This window comes from Pseudomonas sp. GW456-12-1-14-TSB6 (assembly GCF_059424205.1).
In genome coordinates, this window is sequence record NZ_JBWKZE010000028.1 from 1 (window position 1) to 20,164 (window position 20,164).

The window sequence follows — 20,164 nt, forward strand, 5'->3', positions numbered from 1 at the left end:
GCCTCCACCGCCGCCGCCAAAACCACCGCCACCGAAGCCGCCCCCTCCTCCGGAGCCGCCCCGGCCGGCGGGAAGGATACCGAGCATCTGGCAGACAAAAACAGTCAGGATGAACAACATCACCAGAAATACGAACAATGCCGGGTGCCGCGAGACAAAATCATCCGCAGGATCGCCGGCCGATTCATACACCGTGGACGGCTCGTCCAGCGGATTGCCGCCGAGCACCACCAGCATCGCCGCCACACCGTCGCTGATGCCCTTGCTGAAATTGCCGGCCTTGAACGACGGCGTGATCACCTGATGGATGATCACCGAGCTCTGGGCGTCGGTCAGCCGGTCCTCCAGCCCGTAGCCGACTTCGATGCGCAATTTGCGCTCGTCCCGGGCGACGATCAACAGGGCACCGTTGTTCTTGTCCTTCTGGCCGATGCCCCAGTGCCGCCCGAGTTCTACGCCGTAATCCTCGATGGTGGCGCCTTGCAGGTTCGGCAACGTCACCACCACCAGTTGCTCGCCGGTCGCCTGCTCGTGGGCTTGCAACTGCTGGCTCAGTTGCGCGCGCACTGACGGCTCGATCATCTGCGCCTCGTCCACCACCCGCCCGGTCAGCGCCGGAAAGGTCAACTCGGCCCGGGCGCTGACGGCAAACAGCCACAGCATCAGCACCAGGCCCATCTTCAACACACGCATGGGCATCCCCGGCTCAGAACTTCACTTCCGGGGCCTTGTCCGCGCCGGGGCTGGTGGCTTCGAAGGTCTCGCGTATCGGCAAATTGCTGTACATCACGCTGTGCCACAGACGACCGGGAAAGGTGCGGATCTCGGTGTTGTACTTCTGCACTGCCAGAATGAAATCCCGACGCGCCACGGCGATGCGGTTTTCCGTGCCCTCAAGTTGCGATTGCAGGGCGAGGAAGTTCTGGTTGGCTTTCAGGTCCGGATAGCGTTCGGACACCACCATCAACCGGCTCAAGGCACCGGTCAGCTGATCCTGGGCCTGCTGGAACTGCTTGAGTTTTTCCGGATTGTCGAGAGTGCTGGCATCGACCTGGATCGACGTCGCCTTGGCCCGGGCCTCGATCACGGCGGCCAGGGTTGCTTCCTCGTGTTTGGCATAGCCCTTCACGGTTTCCACCAGATTGGGGATCAGGTCGGCGCGCCGCTGGTACTGGTTCTGCACCTGGCCCCAGGCAGCCTTGGCCTGTTCGTCGAGGGTGGGGATGTTGTTGATGCCGCAGGCGGTCAACAACGTGGCCAGCACCAGCAGGGTGGCGACCTGCAAACGCGAGCGGTAGACAGGACTGACATTCATCGGACGGGTGCTCCCTTGCACATTTCATGAATAATGAATCGCGAAACATTCTCAGCCGACGGTTGGGGCATAATCGCCCCCGCCACTGGATCGCGGCGGGCCGATGGGCTAAAAAGAGGCCCTGCGCGATCACGTCGCCGAAACGTTCGACGTACATTCGGCTGTCGTTTTCTGAATCAGCACCCGAACAACAATAGTCGCTCCCTACATTTTGGCTGGCCGGTGTTGTAACGCCGTTTAGGCCCTTGAGAAAACTATTCATGAAGAAGCTGTGTTTGCTGGGCCTGTTCGTCAGCCTGGCCAGTCATCAAGTACTGGCCGCCACGACCCCGGTCCCCCTGGAAAACAAGGATGCGTTCATCAGTAATCTGATGAAACAGATGACCCTCGACGAGAAAATCGGCCAGTTGCGCCTGATCAGCATCGGCCCGGAAATGCCCCGCGAGCTGATCCGCAAAGAGATCGCCGCCGGCAACATCGGCGGCACCTTCAACTCGATCACCCGCCCGGAAAACCGTCCGATGCAGGATGCTGCCATGCGCAGCCGGCTGAAGATTCCGATGTTTTTCGCGTACGACGTGATCCACGGTCACCGTACGATTTTCCCGATTCCGCTGGCCCTGGCGTCGAGCTGGGACATGGACGCCATCGGCCAGTCCGGGCGCGTTGCCGCCAAGGAAGCCGCCGCCGACAGCCTCGACATCACCTTCGCGCCAATGGTCGACATCTCCCGCGACCCGCGCTGGGGCCGCAGCTCCGAAGGTTTCGGTGAAGACACCTACCTGACCTCACGCATCGCCAAAGTCATGGTCAAGGCCTATCAGGGCGAGACCCCGAGCGCGGCCGACAGCATCATGGCCAGCGTCAAGCACTTCGCCCTGTACGGCGCGGTCGAGGGCGGTCGCGACTACAACACCGTCGACATGAGCCCGGTGAAGATGTACCAGGACTATCTGCCACCGTACCGCGCAGCCATCGACGCTGGCGCCGGCGGCGTGATGGTGGCGTTGAACTCGATCAACGGCATCCCGGCCACCGCCAACACCTGGCTGATGAACGACTTGCTGCGCAAGGACTGGGGCTTCAAGGGCCTGGCGGTCAGCGACCACGGCGCGATCTTCGAGCTGATCAAGCACGGCGTGGCCCGCGACGGTCGTGAAGCGGCGAAGCTGGCGATAAAGGCCGGCATCGACATGAGCATGAACGACACCCTGTACGGCAAAGAGCTGCCGGGGCTGCTCAAGTCCGGCGAGATCGAACAGAAAGACATCGACAACGCGGTGCGTGAAGTGCTCGCCGCCAAGTACGACATGGGCCTGTTCAAGGATCCGTACCTGCGCATCGGCAAGGCTGAAGACGATCCGGCCGACACCTACGCCGAAAGTCGCCTGCACCGCGCCGACGCCCGTGAAGTGGCGCGTCGCAGCCTGGTGCTGCTGAAAAACCAGAACGAAACCCTGCCGCTGAAGAAAACCGCCAAAGTTGCGCTGGTCGGCCCGCTGGCCAAGGCCCCGATCGACATGATGGGCAGTTGGGCCGCCGCCGGTCGTCCGGCGCAATCGGTGACCCTGTTCGACGGCATGAGCAATGTGATCGGCGACAAGGCGAACCTGATCTACGCCCGTGGCGCCAACATCACCAGCGACAAGAAGGTGCTCGACTACCTGAACTTCCTCAACTTCGACGCCCCGGAAGTGGTCGATGACCCACGCCCGGCCAACGTGTTGATCGACGAGGCGGTGAAAGCCGCCAAGAATGCTGACGTGGTGGTCGCGGCCGTGGGCGAGTCCCGCGGCATGTCCCACGAATCGTCGAGCCGCACCGACCTGAACATCCCGGAAAACCAGCGCGAGCTGATCCGTGCCCTGAAAGCCACCGGCAAGCCGTTGGTGCTGGTGCTGATGAACGGCCGTCCGCTGACCATCCTCGAGGAGAAGGAACAGGCCGACGCGATTCTGGAAACCTGGTTCAGCGGCACCGAGGGCGGCAACGCCATCGCCGACGTGCTGTTCGGCGACTACAACCCGTCGGGCAAACTGCCGGTGACCTTCCCGCGTTCCGTGGGCCAGATCCCGACCTACTACAACCACCTGAGCATTGGCCGGCCGTTCACGCCGGGCAAACCGGGCAACTACACCTCGCAGTATTTCGATGACACCACCGGGCCCCTGTTCCCGTTCGGTTATGGCCTGAGCTACACCAACTTCAGCCTCAGCGACATGGCGCTGTCCTCGACCACCCTGAACGCCACCGGCAAGCTCGACGCCAGTGTCATGGTCAAGAACACCGGCAAGCGTGACGGCGAAACCGTGGTGCAGCTGTATATCCAGGACGTCACCGGGTCGATGATCCGTCCGGTCAAGGAGCTGAAGAACTTCCAGAAAATCATGCTCAAGGCCGGCGAGCAGAAAGTCGTGCACTTCACCATCACCGAAGATGACCTGAAGTTCTACAACGCCCAGCTCAAGTACGCGGCCGAGCCTGGCAAGTTCAACGTGCAGATCGGCCTGGATTCCCAGGACGTGACGCAGCAGAGCTTTGAACTGCTGTAATTAGCCAAGCGCTGCAAAACCTGTAACCGATCGTTCCCACGCTCCGCGTGGGAATGCCTCAATGGACGCTCTGCGTCCGCTTTGGGACGCGGAGCGTCCCGGGCTGCATTCCCACGCGGACGGTTCGACGCCTCGACGTGGGAACGATCAACGCTCTGCGTGGGAACGATCAATTGCGCTTAGCCGCGTCTGTCGAGCAAGTTGACCACCACCCGATCCACCCAGCCCCAGATCCGCTGCTTCACCCGCCGCCACAGTGGCCGTTTCCGCCATTCCTCCAGGCTCACCTGCTGACTCAGGCCGAAGTCCTTCTCGAAACTCGCCGCCACCGCTGCCGTCAGTGACGGGTCCAGCGCTTCCAGATTCGCCTCAAGATTGAAGCGCAGATTCCAGTGATCGAAATTGCACGAGCCGATGCTGACCCAATCGTCCACCAGCACCATTTTCAGGTGCAGGAAACACGGCTGGTACTCGTAGATTTTCACCCCGGCCTTGAGCAGGCGCGGGTAGTAGCGATGCCCGGCATAACGCACCGACGGGTGATCGGTGCGCGGCCCGGTCAGCAGCAGGCGCACGTCGAGGCCACGGGCGGCGGCCTTGCGCAGGGAACGGCGGATCTTCCAGGTGGGCAGGAAGTACGGCGTGGCCAGCCAGATCCGCTGCTGGCCGCTGTTCAGCGCGCGGAACAGCGATTGCAGAATGTCGCGATGCTGGCGGGCGTCGGCGTAGGCCACGCGGCCCATGCCCTCGCCCGTGTCCGGCACGCGCGGCAGCCGTGGCAGGCCGAAATGCGCGTTGGGCCTCCAGGCCCGGCGATGGCGGTTGGCGATCCATTGGCGGTCGAACAGCAACTGCCAGTCGAGCACCAGCGGGCCGGTGATTTCCACCATGACCTCGTGCCATTCGCTGGTGTCGTGGCCCGGCGTCCAGAACTCGTCGGTGACCCCGGTGCCGCCGACCACCGCCAGACGCTGGTCGACCAGCAACAGCTTGCGATGATCGCGATAGAAATTGCCGACCCAGCGCCGCCAGTTCAGCCGATTGTAAAAACGCAGCTCGACCCCGGCCCCGGTCAGCCGCCGGCGCAGCGTGAGAGTGAAGGCGAGGCTGCCGTAATCATCGAACAGGCAACGCACCCGCACGCCCCGCTCCGCCGCCAGTACCAGCGCCTGCACGATGGTTTCGGCACAGGCACCGGCCTCCACCAGATACAGCTCCAGTTCGACCTGCTCGCGGGCGCGGGCAATCTCGTCGAGCATGCGCGGGAAGAATTGCGGGCCGTCGATCAACAGCTCGAAGCGGTTGCCATTACGCCACGGAAACACCGCGCCGCGCATGTCAGCGCGCCGTGAAGATCAGCACCGCACCCACCGGCACCGACAGACTGATGGCCGACAGGCCGGCCATGTTGCGCAGGCTTTCCAGGCCCGGCAGCAGATCGAAATCCTCGGCGCTGATCACCAGCGGCTCCAGGGTCACCACCTGAAAGCGTCGGTCATCGAGGCGCGTGGCGAGCAGCTCGGCGGGGTATTCATGCTGTTTGCCGTGCAGGTTGACGGTCAGCGGCAGGCGCAATTCAAGCTGCGCGCCGGGGGCCAGATCGTTGATCGGGCGCAGGTCGATCTGGGTGGTGATGGTCGCTTCGGGGAATTGTTCGATCTGGAACAACTCCTTGCGCATACGCTCGTCGCGCAGCGGGATGCCGCTGTTGATCGAGTCCAGCTCGACCTCGACCACGGCGCGCCCGTCGGGATCGACCTTGCCGTGCAGCACCAGAAAGCGCTGCACTTCAGAAATATTGGCGTTTTTCGTGCTGACGAACGACAGCCGCGACGACTCGCCGTCCAGATACCAATTGGCCTGGGCCGGCAGCACAGCGGCGCCCAGCAGCAGGCCGGCGAAGGCGTTGCACAGAGAACGGTTGAACATTGAAAACTCGTGGGGCCGATAAACGTGCACGAACCTTAACTGGCCTTGGCGTTATTGCAAACTGTCAGTCTGTGCAAACACTCAGGCCAATGCCTGCTGCACCTCGCCGATAGTCGACGCGAGGCTGTTGAGGTGCAGGCTCAGCACCCGTTCCACCGGCGCCTGATCCATTGGCCAGTGCAGCGCCATACTGCCGACCAGCCGCCCTTGCGCACGAATCGGCAACGCCACCGCGCGAATCAGGAACGGCAGGCGCACCGGGTATTCCCAGTAACCTTCGGTGCGCTGGCCGAAGCCCTGATGCAAGGCTTGTTCGGTGGCCTGCAACACTCCGTCATCCGCCAACTGTTCGCGTTCGGCCAAGCGCTTTACGTCCTGGCTGTCGAGCTCGCCAAGGCAGGCGCGGCCCATCGCCGAATGAAACAGGCTGGCGTGATGGCCGACGATCTGGCAGTTGGTTGGATAGCGCTTGCGCAACACCTGCGGGATCGCACTTTCCATCACTTCAACCCGTTCGCCGTCGAAGCACGACAGATCCGCCACCAGCCCGGTGCGCTCGCTGAGCTCCAGCAGCATCGGCGCGGCGCTTTCCACCAGGTGGCGTTTGAAACGTTGCTGACGATCACCGAACAGCCGTTTGGCGCACAACCGGTAGCGGCGGTCGCTGAGGCCGCGATAGATCCAGCCCTGCTCCTGCAAGGTCGCGAGCATCCGCGACACCGTGGCCTTGGGCAGGGTTGTCAGGTAGTGCAACTCTTCCAGCCCCAACGCCTGATGCTCGCCAAGCAACTCGACGATGGCCAGCGCCCGTTCGACCGAGCGCACGCTGCCGGTGTCTGCCTTGCTGCCCATGTGTTCGACCTCCATGGATACGGATGAAAGATCACTTCGTGCAGCAAGATGCGGGCCGCTCAGGCCGATTGCAGGCATGCCGGCGGTCGCCGTTCGACCCAGCGGGTCAGTTGTTCATGAGCGTAGGCCAGTTGCAGCACCGCCCGATCCGCCTGGGCCGGGCCGATGATTTGCAGGCCCATCGGCAACCCGGCCGGGTTGAAACCCACCGGCACGCTGATGCTCGGCAACCCCGCCAACGTCGGGCCTATTACCACTTCCATCCAGCGGTGATAGGTGTCCATGGTCTGCCCGCCGACGACTCGCGGCCACGCTTGCTGTGCATCAAAAGGGAACACCTGGGCGGTGGGCAGCAGCAGGAAATCGTAACGCTCGAACAACTCGCTCAACGCGCGATACCACTCGCTGCGCGCGACCGACGCCTGATAGACCTCGGCAGCGGTCAGACGCAGACCGCCCTCGATTTCCCATTGCGCTTCGGGTTTGAGCAATGACCGTTTTTGCGGATCGGCATACGCCGCGCCGAGGCTGCCCTGCACCAGAAAATGCCGGTGGGTGAGCCAGGTCTGCCACAGGCGCTCCATGGAAAAGTCCGGCTGGCAGGCCTCGACCTGACAGCCCAGCGCACTGAAATCCGCCAGCGCCGACTCGCACAGGCTCAACACGCCGTCGTCCATCGGCAGATAGCCGTTGTAATCGCCGAGCCAGCCGAGGCGCAGGCCGTTGCAGTCCTGTTGCAGATCCAGGCTGAAGTCCCGTGGTTCATCGGCCAGCGACAGCGGCACGCGCGGATCGTAGCCGGCCTGGGTCGAGAGCAATCGCGCGACGTCGGTGACCGTGCGCCCCATCGGCCCTTCGGTGGCCAGTTGCTGGACGAACACTTCCGGCATCGGCCCATGGGGCACACGCCCTTGGGACGGGCGGAAGCCGAACACGTTGTTGAACGCCGCCGGGTTACGCAGCGAGCCCATCATGTCACTGCCGTCGGCCACCGGCAGCAGGCGCAGGGCCAGTGCCACCGCTGCCCCGCCGCTGCTGCCGCCGGCGATCAGGCCCGGATCGTAGGCGTTGGTGGTGGTGCCGAACACGCTGTTGTAGGTCTGCGAACCGAGGCCGAACTCCGGGACGTTGCTTTTGCCGATGATGATCGCGCCACAGTCGCGCACCCGCGCCACACTGATCGCATCGTGCTGCGGCACTTGCTCGGCGAACAGCGGCGAGCCGAGAGTCGTGCGCAACCCGGCGGTGGCCGCCAGGTCTTTGATGGCCTGGGGCATGCCGTGCATCCAGCCTCGGGACTCGCCGCGATCCAGTTGCCGATCACACTCATCGGCCTCGCGCAGCAGCACGTCTTGCTGGCGCAGCGAGACCAGCGCGTTGACCGCTGGATTGAAGCGATCAATGTGCGTCAGATACGCCTGCATCACCTCGCGGCACGACACCTTGCGGGCATGGATCACCCGGGACAGCGCATCGGCGTCGAGGGCGACAATCGGATCAATGGCCAACGGACTCACGGCTTCACTCCCAGGTTGAGCGCAACGGATTTCTTCGCGCGTGGTGCCTCCTGCAAACAGTAAGTCCCGAGCAGGGTCAGCAGGCAAGCGAACAAGACATAGAACGACGGCGCCACCGGGGTGTTCAGAACTTTACTCAGCCAGGTGACGATCAGCGGCGCGAAACCACCGAACACCATCACCGCCACGTTGTAGGCCACCGACACGCCGGTGGAGCGCACCTCAATCGGAAACTGCTCGGCCAGTGCGGTCGGGGCCGGGCCGAAGAACCCGCCAATCGCCGTGCACAGCAGCAGTTGCATCACCAGCAAACGTTCGATCGACGGCGCCGCCGCGACCCACACATACAGCGGATAGACCATGACGAAAAACGCCAGAGTGAAAGCCATTAGCACCGGCCGCCGACCGAGGCGATCCGACAGTGCACCGGAGAACGGAATCACCACGGTCATCAGCGCTACCGCGAGCATCTGCACCAGCAACACCTGATCCAGCGGCAGGCCGAGGTTCTTGTGGGCGAAGGTCGGCATGTTCACCAGCACCACGTAGAACGACACCGTTGCCCCGCACGCCAGGCCCATCGACACCAGCAGGCTGCGGCGATGTTCGCGCAACACCTGCCACAGGCCCGGTGCTGCCCCTTTGGCTTTCTTGCGCGCTTCGAGAAACTCCTCCGGTTCTTCCATGTGCTTGCGAATCCACAGGCCCACCGGGCCGATTAACAGGCCGAGCACGAACGGAATCCGCCAGCCCCAGCTGTCCAGCGCTTCGGGGGAAAACAGATGCGTGACCAGCGCCACCATTGCCGCGCCGCTGAACACCGCCAGGCATTGCCCGACCAGTTGCCACGAACCGTACAACCCCTTGCGATGGGCCGGCGCGCTTTCCACCAGAAACGCCGTGGCGCTCGCATATTCACCGCCCGTGGCAAAGCCCTGAAGCATCCGCGCCACCACGATCAGCAACGGCGCACCCATGCCGATGGCGGCGTAGTTGGGCGCGAACGCGATCAGGGCGATGGACACGGTCATCAGGCGGATGATCATCTGCATCGCCGCCTTGCGCCCTTTGCGGTCGGAATAGATGCCGAGCAGGATGCCGCCCACCGGGCGCATGAAAAAGCCGACGCCGAAGGTCGCCAGCGCCATCAGCAGCGAAGCGTAGTCGTCGTCGGACGGGAAAAACTGCCGGGCGATGATGCTCGCCAGAAAGCCATAAACGATGAAGTCGTACCATTCCAGGGCGTTGCCGATGACGGCGGCGACCACTTGCCGGGTGCGCGAAACGCCTGCGTTCGAAGTCTGCATGGGGATTCTCCAGAAGCTGTGGGTTGACCACGCAGGCACGTGCGCACCTGCGTTCCAGCGGCAGCAAAAAGTGAAGAAATCAGGCCGGCTTGAGCCAGCTCTCGGTGAGCGCGCCCCAATACGCCGCGCCGGTCAGCAGAATGTCGTCGTTGAAGTCGTAGGCCGGGTTATGCACCATCGGCCGCGCCACGCCGTTGCCGATGAACAGGTAGGCGCCGGGGCAGCGCTGGAGCATCCAGGCGAAGTCTTCGCTGCCCATCAGCTTGGGTGTGTTGCCATCGACGGCGTCGGTGCCGACCAGTTCGACGCCGACCTGACGGGCGAACTCGGTTTCAGCGATGTGGTTGACCAACACCGGATAGGCCGGGCGGTGTTCGATGGTCGAGGTGCAGCCGAAGCTTTCGGCCTGGGCTTCGATGATCGAGCACACGCGGTTCAGGGTCTGTTCGCGGACCTCGGCGTTCAGCGCACGCAGGCTCAGGCGCAGGATCGCCTGTTGCGGGATCACGTTGGCCGCCTCGCCGGCCTGCAATGCGCCGACCGTCACCACCGCCGCCTGCTGCGCATCGATGTTGCGCGCGACCACGGTTTGCAACGCCATCACCACACTGGCTGCGGCGACCAGCGGATCCACCGCCAGATGCGGCATCGAGCCGTGACCGCCAACGCCTTCGATGGTGGCCGTGAGCAGATCCTGCGAAGCCATCATCGGCCCTTCACGAAAGCCCAGATGCCCTGCCGGCAAACCCGGCATGTTGTGCATGCCGAACAGCGCATCGCACGGGAAGCGTTCGAGCAGGCCATCGGCGAGCATCGCTTCGGCCCCGCCCTGGCCTTCTTCGGCGGGCTGGAAAATCAGCGTCAGGGTGCCGTCGAACTGACGGGTCGCGGCCAGATAACGCGCCGCGCCGAGCAGCATCGCGGTATGCCCGTCGTGGCCGCAGGCGTGCATGCAGCCTTGATGACGGCTGCTGTAGGCGACGCCGGTGTTCTCGATGATCGGCAGCGCATCCATGTCGGCCCGCAGCCCGAGTTTGCGCGTGCTGCTGCCGTTGCGCAGCACGCCGACCACGCCGGTCTTGCCGACGCCGGTGTGGACTTCATAACCCCAGTCTTCGAGCGACCGGGCGACCAGCGCCGAGGTGCGGCTTTCTTCGAAACCGAGTTCAGGGTGGGCGTGAATGTCCTGGCGGGTGGCGTGCAGGTCGCTGGCCACATCGTTGAGCCAGGCCAGAATGTGCTGATGTCGGGGCATGACGGTTCTCCTCGCGCGGGTGTTCCCGGTCTTGTTGTTCGGTGTTGTTTCACGACACGTGAACGGCAGGTCGTGCTCACCGCCAGATAACCGCGAGACACGCGAGAGGACAATCGAATGTGGTTCCACAGGGTGGAACCGGATCAGGGTTGCAGGCGACAGCCCTGGCGTTCGCCTTGCCATTGGGCGCTGTTGCTGCGTCCCAGGCCGCTGGCGGTGACGATCTTTTGTGTGCGGTCATCGGTCAGTTCGCTTGGCAGCCATTGCTTCACGTAGCCCCGGCAATACTCGGCGTCGTTGTTCATCACGTAGCGGCACGAGCAATATTCCTTGGCGGTGTAGGCGCTGATGATGTCCGGGAAGGCCCACAGGTTTTCGCGCTCGTGCCAGCCCCAGCCCAGCAGCACGACCAGCAGCCCCAGCAGGATGCGTCTGAACAGTTTCATGGCCGCACCGCCCCGAGCAGGCGCTTGAGCAATTCGTTGTGGCGATAGCTGCCGTCGCGGTCATCGGCGTAGCGCACGATCACCAGTTTTTCGCTCGGGATCACGTACAGCGTCTGGCCCCAGTGGCCGAGGGCGGCGAAGGTGTCGGGCGGTGCGTCGAGCCATGGCGAAGGCGCGCCATCCGCCGGGCGATTGAGCCACCACTGGCCGCCGGGCACGGCTTCGTCCTGATGGGCCTTGTAGCTGGCGAAGGGTTGGCGGTTGAAGGCGACCCAATCCTTGGGCAACAACTGCCGGTCGTTCCAGCGCCCGTCCCGTTCCATCAACAGGCCGATTCGCGCCAGATCCCGGGCGGTCATATAAGCGTAGGAAGAGGCGACGAAGGTGCCGGTGGCGTCGGTTTCCCACGTGGCATGGCGGATGCCCAAGGGATCGAAAAGCGCTGTCCACGGATAGTCGGGATAACGCTGTGGGCCGACGATGGTCTTCAGGGCTGCGGCCAACAGATTGCTGTCGCCGCTGGAATAACGGAACGCCTGGCCCGCTGGCGCGTAGCTGTCGTGATCGGCGGTGAAGGCGGCCATGTCGCGGTGGCCACGGGTGTAGAGCATCGCCACCACCGAGGATTTCAGCGGGGCGTATTCGTAGTCTTCCTGCCAGTCGATGCCGGAGGACCAGTGCAGCAGATCCTTGATCGTGATGGCCGGGTGTTTTTCCAGCGCCGGGTAAAACGTCGCCGCCGGGTCATCGAGCTTGAACAGGCCTTCGCCGTACGCTACGCCGAACACCGTGGCCATCAGGCTTTTGCTGATCGACCAGGTCAGGTGCGGGGTGTCGGCGGTGGTCGCGGCGGCGTAGCGTTCGTAGATGAGCTGGCCGTCGCGGATCACCAGCAAGGCATCGGTGCGGATGCCTTTGCGGGTGTTGTCATCGCGGGTCGGGAAGGCATAGGCCTCCAGTGCCTCGACGGCTGGGCCGGTGAGTTTCGCGCCGGTCGGCCATTGCTCGCCCGGCCATTGTTCGGCCTGAACCGTGAAGCTGATCAGCAGCAGAAACAGGGACAGGCCTTTGAACATGGTGAGGGCTCTGGGGATGAACCTGAGAAGACTAGCCGGCGTTCATGACAGATGTGTTTTGGTTTGCCGCCAACGCCTTGGCCAGACGCTTGGCCCGCGCGCCTGCCGCCAGTTGCATGACCGATTGATCGCGCTGCCACATCGTCGCCCACTCGGGATTGCCGTCACGCAGTGCCTGATCGACTTCAGGTTTGAGCCCGTCGAATTGCGCAAACAAACCGCCGAGCAACAAATGCCCCGCCGGATTGTTCGGCGGCTGCCGACTGACTTCCGCACATCCGGCCAACAGCGCCAGCAAGCGCAATTGCAGCGGCTGCGGCCAGCCGCTGTCCTGACCGACGCCGTACAACCACGCGGTCATTGCACTCAACACGTAACCGTCTTCAAGGGTGCGGAACGGTTTGACGTAAGCATCCCAACCGTCCCCGGCGAGCAACTCGCACAACGCATCGTCGAGATGCAGACGACCATGGCTGATGTCCGGCATCAACGGCAGCGCCGGGAGTTTTTCCACCCGCACGCCGGGTTCGCCGGGGTACACCACCGCCAGGCTCAGGCGCGGTGATTCGCCCGGTTGCTCACTGCGCGCGGCGATCAGCAGCCAGTCCGCCGCATCGCCGGCGGTGACGAAATCCTTTTGCCCGGTGAGGCGCAGATCCGTGAGCCGGGTCTTCATGTCCGCCGGGCGCAGGCTGCGCTGCTCGGTCGCACACAACGCGCCGAGGCTCGGCGGCGCACTCGGCCAAAGCATGCGCAACGCCGCCTGATAACCCACCAGAAACGCCAGCCCCGGCGTCGCCATCCGCCGCCCTCCCGCCACCGCCAGTTCGAACGGCGTCACGCTGCCCAATTGCTGCAGCAACGTGGCGAAGCCCTCCGCCAGATCGGCAACGGCGGGCAGGCGTTCGCGGCATTCCAGCAGGGTCGACCAGGTCATCAGAGGCTCCTCGTGGGCTGTCATATAAGCATCACCAAACATTCATGGCGATGACACCGGGGCTACATAGCCTGACTTTGCACAACACGGCTGCATAAAGAAAGTCGATCGGCTGCAACCCATGACGGTTTCAAGGCCCGTACGGAGATTCACATGACTCAGATCGCCCGCATCAGCGACACCGGCAATGAACGCCGCCTGCAAGCCGAACGCCTGATCGGCGCCGAGGCCTTGCAGCAAGCCCAGGCCTTGCGCTTCAACGTGTTCAGCGGCGAGTTCAACGCCAAGCTGAACGGCGCGGAGCTGGGTCTGGACATGGATGACTATGATGTTCACTGCAGCCACATCGGCGTGCGTGACCTGAACACCGGCCGCCTGGTGGCGACCACCCGTTTGCTCGATCACACCGCCGCCAGCAGCCTGGGCAAGTTCTACAGCGAAGAAGAATTCAGCCTGCACGGCCTCGCGCATCTGCAAGGCCCGATCCTGGAAATCGGTCGCACCTGCGTCGACCCGGCCTACCGCAACGGCGGCACCATCGCCGTGCTGTGGGGCGAACTGGCCGAAGTGCTGAATCAGGGCGGCTACAGCTACCTGATGGGCTGCGCGAGCATCCCGATGCAGGACGGCGGCGTGCAGGCCCACGCGATCATGCAGCGCCTGCGCGAGCGTTATCTGTGCACCGAACACCTGCGCGCCGAACCGAAGAATCCGCTGCCAAGCCTCGACATTCCGTCGAACGTGATCGCCGAAATGCCGCCGCTGCTCAAGGCCTACATGCGCCTGGGTGCGAAGATCTGCGGCGAGCCGTGCTGGGACGAAGACTTCCAGGTCGCCGACGTGTTCATCCTGCTCAAGCGCGACGAACTCTGCCCGCGCTACGCCAAGCACTTCAAGGCGGCCGTGTAATGAGCCGGCTGCGGGTGTACGCGCGGATCGCGCGAGTGCTGCTGGTGGTGACACTGGGGTTGAGCATGGCCAGTGTCTTCGGATTATTCGAACGTCTGGGGCTGGCCCATTCGATGGAGCGTCGGCAGCGCTGGTCGCGGTTTTTCATGGCGCGTTTGAGCAATGCCCTGCCCTTTCGCGTGACCGTGCATGGTGAGCTGCCGAAGCAGCCGATGCTGTGGGTCAGCAACCATGTGTCGTGGACCGACATTCCGCTGCTCGGCATGCTCACGCCGCTGTCGTTTCTGTCCAAGGCCGAAGTGCGCACCTGGCCGGTGGCCGGTTGGCTGGCAGCGAAGGCCGGCAGCCTGTTCATCCGTCGCGGTTCGGGCGACAGCCAACTGATCCGCAAGCAGATGACCCGTCACCTGCAAACCGCTCATCCGCTGCTGATGTTCCCGGAAGGCACCACCACCGATGGCCGTTCGCTGCGCACCTTTCATGGTCGCCTGCTGTCGGCGGCGATTGATTCCGAGGTGAAACTGCAACCGGTGGCGATCCGTTACCTGCGCGACGGCAAGATCGATTCGCTGGCGCCGTTCATTGGTGACGATGATCTGCTGTCGCACCTGATGCGCCTGTTCAGCAACGACTGCGGCGATGTCGAGATTCATCTGCTCAAGCCGATTGCCTGTCAGGGCCGGGAACGCGCGGCACTCGCGTTCGAGGCGCAGCAGGCGGTGCAGAAAGCCTTGTTCGGTGATGTGCTCAAACCGGTCGAAGCACAACATGCCCGCGATCTGATAGCGGCCTGATCGGCGACATCTATCTACAGCTGCCGGCCGGCAAAGTCCTGCAGCTGTGGGTAGAACAAACGAAAGTCCTCGCTCAACGGTTCATACAACCGCCGCAACTCCTCCATCGCCCCCGCCAGCTCTTCGGGTCGGGTCAGGCGCCGGGAGATTCCACGCAACACCTGCTCCAGCACTTCGAACTCCTGATACGAGCCCAACCAATCATTGGCCACCATGTGCGGGGCGATCTTCGCCAGGCGGTCGGGCAATTGCCGCTCGTTCGACAGCACGCGGTAAACGTCGGTGGTGAATTGGCCCAGCGGCCGGTCGGCGTACTGCGTCCAGTCCCGGGCCAGGCAATGGTCGAAAAACACGTCGAGAACGATGCCCGCGTAACGGCGGCGAGTCGTGGAAAACCGCGCCAGTGAAGCGTCCACCAATGGATGACGATCAGTGAACACGTCGATCTGTCGATGCAGGGCAATCGCCGCTTCGATCTCCGGCTCGAACTGCCCTTGCAGCCGCCCTTTGACGAAATCGCCATACAGACTGCCGAGCAGTTGACCGGGGCGCTGGCCACCGAGGTGTAAATGTGCGAGATAGTTCATGGGCGCAGCTTAGCACCGCGCCCGCAATTGTTTACACCTCACATATCGTTATAACCCGATATACCGATTTATGCGGTCATCAGATCAAATTCATATTGGTGTATCGCGAAGTACCGATATAAAGTTCGCCTCATCGCGATATAGCGCTACACACATCACGAGCACCCAGCCATGAACATTGACCTCGACGAAATAATAAAAGCCCTGGCACACCCAGTACGGCGAGACATCCTCAACTGGCTGAAAGACCCGAAAGCCCAGTTTCCGGAACAGATCCACAACCACGAGTACGGCATCTGCGCCGGGCAGATCGATCAACGCTGCGGCTTATCGCAATCGACCGTTTCCGCCCACCTGGCCACCCTGCAACGGGCCGGGCTGATCAGCAGCCAGAAGGCCGGCCAGTGGCACTTTTTCAAACGCAACGAGGACGTGATCCAGGCGTTCCTCAGCACCCTCAGCAAAGAGCTCTGACCCTTAACGTCAGCCAGCCAAAAGGATTAAACGATGCCCCTCTCGCTACTCATACTCGCCTTGAGCGCCTTCGCCATCGGCACCACCGAGTTCGTCATCATGGGCCTGCTGCCCAATGTGGCGGCTGACCTCGGCGTGTCGATTCCCGGTGCCGGCTGGCTGGTGACCGGCTACGCCCTGGGCGTGGCGATTGGTGCGCCGTTCATGGCAATGGCCACTGCAAAACTGCCGCGCAAGGCTGCACTGGTTACGCTGATGGGCATCTTCATTATCGGCAACCTGCTCTGCGCCATCGCCACTGATTACAACGTGCTGATGTTCGCCCGAGTGGTCACCGCCCTCTGCCACGGTGCGTTCTTCGGCATCGGTTCGGTGGTCGCGGCCAACCTGGTGGCGCCGAACAAACGCGCCTCGGCCGTGGCCCTGATGTTCACCGGCCTGACCCTGGCCAACGTGCTGGGTGTACCGCTGGGCACCGCCCTCGGTCAGGAAGCCGGCTGGCGCTCGACCTTCTGGGCAGTGACCGTGATCGGGGTGATCGCGCTGATCGGCCTGATCCGCTTCCTGCCGGCCAAGCGTGACGAAGAAAAACTCGACATGCGCGCCGAACTGGCCGCCCTCAAGGGCGCCGGCATCTGGCTGTCGCTGAGCATGACCGCGCTGTTCGCCGCCTCGGTATTCACCCTGTTCACTTACGTCGCTCCATTGCTGGGCGATGTCACCGGCGTCTCGCCCCGTGGCGTGACCTGGACCCTGATGCTCATCGGCCTGGGCCTGACCGTCGGCAACATCATCGGCGGCAAACTGGCCGACAAGGGCCTCGCCGCGACGCTGATCGGCGTGTTCATCGCCATGGCCGTGACCTCCACCGTCCTGACCTGGACCAGCATCGCCCTGATCCCCACCGAAATCACCCTGTTCCTCTGGGCTACCGCGTGTTTCGCCGCCGTGCCGGCCCTGCAAGTAAACGTCGTGACCTACGGCCAGGCGGCACCGAACCTGGTGTCGACCCTGAACATCGGCGCCTTCAACGTCGGCAACGCCCTCGGCGCCTGGGTCGGCGGCAGCGTCATCGCCCACGGCTACGGCCTGACCAGCGTGCCTCTCGCCGCTGCTGCGCTGGCGGTTCTCGCGCTGCTGGTGACCCTGATCACATTCCGCCAGAACGGCAATCCCGAGCTGGCCACCGCTAACTGATTCACTCACTTACCTCACGAGGGTTGTATCTCATGGCAACAATTTTCGATCCGATCAAACTGGGCGACCTCGAGCTGTCCAACCGCATCATCATGGCGCCGCTGACCCGCTGCCGCGCCGACGAAGGCCGCGTACCGAACGCGCTGATGGCCGAGTATTACGTACAACGCGCCTCGGCCGGCCTGATCCTCAGCGAAGCCACCTCGGTGACCCCAATGGGCGTCGGCTATCCGGACACCCCGGGCATCTGGTCCAATGACCAGGTACGCGGCTGGACCAACGTGACCAAGGCCGTTCACGCCGCCGGCGGCAAGATCGTCCTGCAACTGTGGCACGTCGGCCGGATCTCCCACCCGTCGTACCTGAACGGCGAAACGCCGGTTGCACCGAGCGCCATCCAGCCTAAAGGCCACGTCAGCCTGGTTCGCCCGCTGGCCGACTATCCAACCCCGCGCGCACTGGAAAACGCTGAAATCGCCGACATCGTCGACGCCTACCGCGTCGGTGCAGAAAACGCCAAGGCCGCCGGTTTCGACGGCGTGGAAATCCACGGCGCCAACGGCTACCTGCTCGACCAGTTCCTGCAAAGCAGCACCAACCAGCGCACCGACAACTACGGCGGCTCCCTGGAAAACCGTGCCCGCCTGCTACTGGAAGTGACCGACGCGGCGATCGAAGTCTGGGGCGCCGGTCGTGTCGGCGTACACCTGGCACCGCGTGCCGACTCCCATGACATGGGCGACGACAACCTGGCCGAAACCTTCACCTACGTGGCGCGTGAACTGGGCAAGCGTGGCATCGCCTTCATCTGCTCCCGCGAGAAAGAAGGCGCCGACAGCCTCGGCCCACAACTGAAGGAAGCCTTCGGCGGCGCCTACATTGCCAACGAGCGCTTCACCAAGGACAGCGCCAACGCGTGGCTGGCCGAGGGCAAGGCGGACGCCGTGGCATTCGGCATCCCGTTCATTGCCAACCCTGACCTGCCGGCTCGTTTGAAGGCCGATGCTCCGCTGAACGAACCGCGTCCAGAACTGTTCTACGGCAAGGGCCCGGTCGGCTACATCGACTATCCAACGTTGTAATCACTACGCTTTGCAATTCAAAAGCCCCGGACTCGAAAGAGCCGGGGCTTTTTTGTTTATCAGGGGGCGACTACTTGCGAAACAAACCATTACATAGATCGCATGCACATCGATCTTGGCACTGTTATTTTCGCAAGCTCCAACTAAACAAAAAGAGAAACCGTCATGAATGACACAACAAACAGTACCGCTTCAAAAGACGAAAACAATCATGAAGACACTCAAATGAAAATATTCGAAAACACTACTCTAACCTCCATTCTGTCAAGCTCAACTTACTTGACCAGCCCAGTCGCCGCCAGTATATTAGGCACTGTGCTTTCCAACATCACCGACGACGAACACACCAAGACTACTACTCACTTAGAACTTGAAAAGGAATTTCAAACCGTTATCAAAAAAGCTCAACAACAGGAAGAAAAAACCTGGAATACGATTAAACACGAAGGCAATAACAGTATTCTAATCAATATTTACAATGGAACTTCGGAAACATTTTCACTCACTCAATGCAGCTGGGATACCAGTGGACTCGAAGGAGAGGATCTGGTCATCCACCCTTGGCAATACATGCAGTTCATACTACGCAGTACGCCTCCAGCGCTTTCTGGTGGGGCGAAACGGCGAAGATCAACTCCCGTCGGACATGCGTTTACTTACTCCGGTGAAAAGCAAGCCTTTGATTTCACAACCTCAGTAAAGTTAACGGCCCCCTATGAACCGTTCGCCTTTGACACGAAAATAATCCCCAACCGCGAACATAACGTTCGTTCTATTGGTAAAGAACCACTCACCGTCAAATCTCATATAACCCGGCACCAGTCCGCTCGTCCTTATAGCTATGCCATAGCGATCAACTTAGGTTAAGCACGACCGCCCATATAACCAATTATTGGGCTGTTGTGAACCGAGATTACTTAGTTCGCAACCATTCAAGTAAAAAGATTCCTTTGATCGTAAAGCGGTATGCACTCAAGGATGCTCCACGGTCGGCCACATCGACTACCGACAGCATTCGTCAATTACAGAAATACGAAAAAAGCCCTGGGCTCTTAAGAGTCGGGGCTTTTTGTTTATCGTAGGTCTGACGCAGCTCCAATAGGGGGTCACGTCAGGATTGATTGTCTGGCACTTACCCTCTCTCACATTCCAGACACAAAATTCCTACAAAATACTGAGCTAGCAATCTGTCAATCAAGTGAACGTGCGTATATAAAAGCAGCCCATTACCGCACCGTGCGTGAAGCACCGTTCATTTTCAACATCACGGTTGACACCCACGGACCAATAACGAATTTTGTTTCATTTGCGCAGGCTGGGGCTCCAGCGCAGCATGTCCAGCCCGGTATCGACCCAACGCTCCGCCTCGGCGTACAGATCGAAGCTGTCTGGCGCCAGGAGCCATCCATAAAGGAGGCCGTCGATATAGGCGTGAATGCTGATGGCTGCCCGGGCGGTGTCGAGGTCCGCCGGCAACTGTCCACGATTGACCGCATTACTCAATGTCAGCGCGATCCGCACATTGCAATCGAGGCTGGCGGTCCGGCGCTGCTGACGCAGATCGCACATTTCATCGGTGAACTCGCACTTATGAAACAGAATTTCGTTGATACGCCGGGTCTTCGGATCCAGTGCAACTTTATGAAACAAATGAATCAGCAATTGGCGCATGCAGCCCAATGGATCAGGTTCGTCCTCGCTTTCGCTGGCCTTGGCCAGTTCGTCCAGCGGCTCATGCAGGGTATCGAGCATGGCTTGCAACAGATCGGCCTTGTTGCTGAAGTGCCAGTAGATGGCACCTCGCGTCACCCCCGCCAGGGTCGCGATATCCGACAACGTCGTGCGCGCCACGCCCCGCTCATAGAAGGCTTTCTCAGCCGCTTCGAGAATCTGGCTGCGCGTTTCCTGAGCTTCCTCTTTGGTACGACGGACCAT

Annotated in this window: 20 protein-coding genes; 7 read left to right on the forward strand and 13 right to left on the reverse strand. The window is 62.1% G+C overall.

The annotated features are described in order from the left end of the window. On the reverse strand, nt 1-693 hold a 693-nt coding region (locus AC07Y2_RS22435), incomplete at its 3' end, for a TPM domain-containing protein (RefSeq protein ID WP_103386926.1). Between the two features lie 13 nt (nt 694-706). Next, nucleotides 707-1,315 (reverse strand): LemA family protein, encoded by a 609-nt coding sequence (locus AC07Y2_RS22440; protein WP_103386925.1) that lies wholly within the window; start codon nt 1,313-1,315, stop codon nt 707-709. Nucleotides 1,316-1,575: 260 nt separating this feature from the next. On the opposite strand from AC07Y2_RS22440, the gene bglX reads away from it, so the two are divergent. After that, on the forward strand, nt 1,576-3,867 hold the full coding sequence (gene bglX, locus AC07Y2_RS22445; protein ID WP_103386924.1) for a beta-glucosidase BglX: 2,292 nt from the start codon (nt 1,576-1,578) through the stop codon (nt 3,865-3,867). 179 nt (nt 3,868-4,046) lie between these two features. Here bglX and AC07Y2_RS22450 read toward each other — a convergent pair whose 3' ends face one another. The 9 genes from AC07Y2_RS22450 to AC07Y2_RS22490 form a co-directional block, all read right to left on the reverse strand. Continuing rightward, complete coding sequence (locus AC07Y2_RS22450) at nt 4,047-5,204, reverse strand: phospholipase D-like domain-containing protein (protein ID WP_103386923.1); 1,158 nt, start codon at nt 5,202-5,204, stop codon at nt 4,047-4,049. Nucleotide 5,205: 1 nt separating this feature from the next. After that, nucleotides 5,206-5,796, reverse strand: a complete 591-nt coding sequence (locus AC07Y2_RS22455) for a YceI family protein (protein ID WP_103386922.1) — start codon at nt 5,794-5,796, stop codon at nt 5,206-5,208. A gap of 81 nt (nt 5,797-5,877) precedes the next feature. Beyond that, nucleotides 5,878-6,648, reverse strand: coding sequence for an IclR family transcriptional regulator (locus tag AC07Y2_RS22460; RefSeq protein WP_085683240.1), 771 nt, complete (start codon nt 6,646-6,648; stop codon nt 5,878-5,880). Between the two features lie 59 nt (nt 6,649-6,707). Next, nucleotides 6,708-8,165 (reverse strand): amidase, encoded by a 1,458-nt coding sequence (locus AC07Y2_RS22465; RefSeq protein ID WP_103386921.1) that lies wholly within the window; start codon nt 8,163-8,165, stop codon nt 6,708-6,710. Next, nucleotides 8,162-9,472, reverse strand: a complete 1,311-nt coding sequence (locus AC07Y2_RS22470; RefSeq protein ID WP_103386920.1) for a citrate-proton symporter — start codon at nt 9,470-9,472, stop codon at nt 8,162-8,164. The genes AC07Y2_RS22465 and AC07Y2_RS22470 overlap by 4 nt, the downstream gene beginning before the upstream one ends. Nucleotides 9,473-9,551: 79 nt before the next feature. Continuing rightward, a complete protein-coding gene (locus AC07Y2_RS22475; protein WP_103386919.1) occupies nt 9,552-10,727 on the reverse strand; it encodes a M20 aminoacylase family protein in 1,176 nt (391 codons plus the stop codon). A gap of 143 nt (nt 10,728-10,870) precedes the next feature. Next, on the reverse strand, nt 10,871-11,173 hold the full coding sequence (locus AC07Y2_RS22480) for an amidase (protein WP_103386918.1): 303 nt from the start codon (nt 11,171-11,173) through the stop codon (nt 10,871-10,873). Then, nucleotides 11,170-12,249, reverse strand: a complete 1,080-nt coding sequence (locus AC07Y2_RS22485) for a serine hydrolase domain-containing protein (protein ID WP_103386917.1) — start codon at nt 12,247-12,249, stop codon at nt 11,170-11,172. Before AC07Y2_RS22485 ends, AC07Y2_RS22480 begins: the two co-directional genes overlap by 4 nt. Nucleotides 12,250-12,280: 31 nt before the next feature. Then, nucleotides 12,281-13,186, reverse strand: a complete 906-nt coding sequence (locus AC07Y2_RS22490; RefSeq protein ID WP_103386916.1) for an acyl-CoA dehydrogenase middle domain-containing protein — start codon at nt 13,184-13,186, stop codon at nt 12,281-12,283. A 153-nt stretch (nt 13,187-13,339) separates the two neighbouring features. Here AC07Y2_RS22490 and olsB point away from each other — a divergent pair, with 153 nt between their 5' ends. Then, entirely contained in the window at nt 13,340-14,095 is a 756-nt protein-coding gene (gene olsB / locus AC07Y2_RS22495) for an L-ornithine N(alpha)-acyltransferase (protein WP_103386915.1), read from the forward strand. Further along, nucleotides 14,095-14,889, forward strand: a complete 795-nt coding sequence (locus AC07Y2_RS22500; RefSeq protein WP_103386914.1) for a lysophospholipid acyltransferase family protein — start codon at nt 14,095-14,097, stop codon at nt 14,887-14,889. The genes olsB and AC07Y2_RS22500 overlap by 1 nt, the downstream gene beginning before the upstream one ends. Nucleotides 14,890-14,903: 14 nt before the next feature. Here the strand turns inward: AC07Y2_RS22500 and AC07Y2_RS22505 are convergent, their stop codons facing one another. Then, nucleotides 14,904-15,476: an acyl carrier protein phosphodiesterase gene (locus AC07Y2_RS22505; RefSeq protein WP_103386913.1), complete on the reverse strand. Its 573-nt coding sequence runs from the start codon at nt 15,474-15,476 to the stop codon at nt 14,904-14,906. Between the two features lie 171 nt (nt 15,477-15,647). On the opposite strand from AC07Y2_RS22505, the gene AC07Y2_RS22510 reads away from it, so the two are divergent. The 4 genes from AC07Y2_RS22510 to AC07Y2_RS22525 all read left to right on the forward strand — a co-directional run bounded on the left by AC07Y2_RS22510 (nt 15,648) and on the right by AC07Y2_RS22525 (nt 19,096). Beyond that, nucleotides 15,648-15,950, forward strand: a complete 303-nt coding sequence (locus AC07Y2_RS22510; RefSeq protein WP_007957866.1) for an ArsR/SmtB family transcription factor — start codon at nt 15,648-15,650, stop codon at nt 15,948-15,950. Between the two features lie 33 nt (nt 15,951-15,983). Further along, a complete protein-coding gene (locus AC07Y2_RS22515; RefSeq protein ID WP_011332833.1) occupies nt 15,984-17,147 on the forward strand; it encodes an MFS transporter in 1,164 nt (387 codons plus the stop codon). A gap of 32 nt (nt 17,148-17,179) precedes the next feature. Continuing rightward, nucleotides 17,180-18,229, forward strand: a complete 1,050-nt coding sequence (locus tag AC07Y2_RS22520) for an alkene reductase (RefSeq protein ID WP_085666804.1) — start codon at nt 17,180-17,182, stop codon at nt 18,227-18,229. 165 nt (nt 18,230-18,394) lie between these two features. Next, entirely contained in the window at nt 18,395-19,096 is a 702-nt protein-coding gene (locus tag AC07Y2_RS22525; RefSeq protein WP_146040493.1) for a hypothetical protein, read from the forward strand. Between the two features lie 435 nt (nt 19,097-19,531). Here the strand turns inward: AC07Y2_RS22525 and AC07Y2_RS22530 are convergent, their stop codons facing one another. Continuing rightward, the gene (locus tag AC07Y2_RS22530) at nt 19,532-20,164 is read right to left on the reverse strand and encodes a TetR family transcriptional regulator (RefSeq protein WP_039771446.1); all 633 of its coding nucleotides are present in this window, start codon (nt 20,162-20,164) and stop codon (nt 19,532-19,534) included.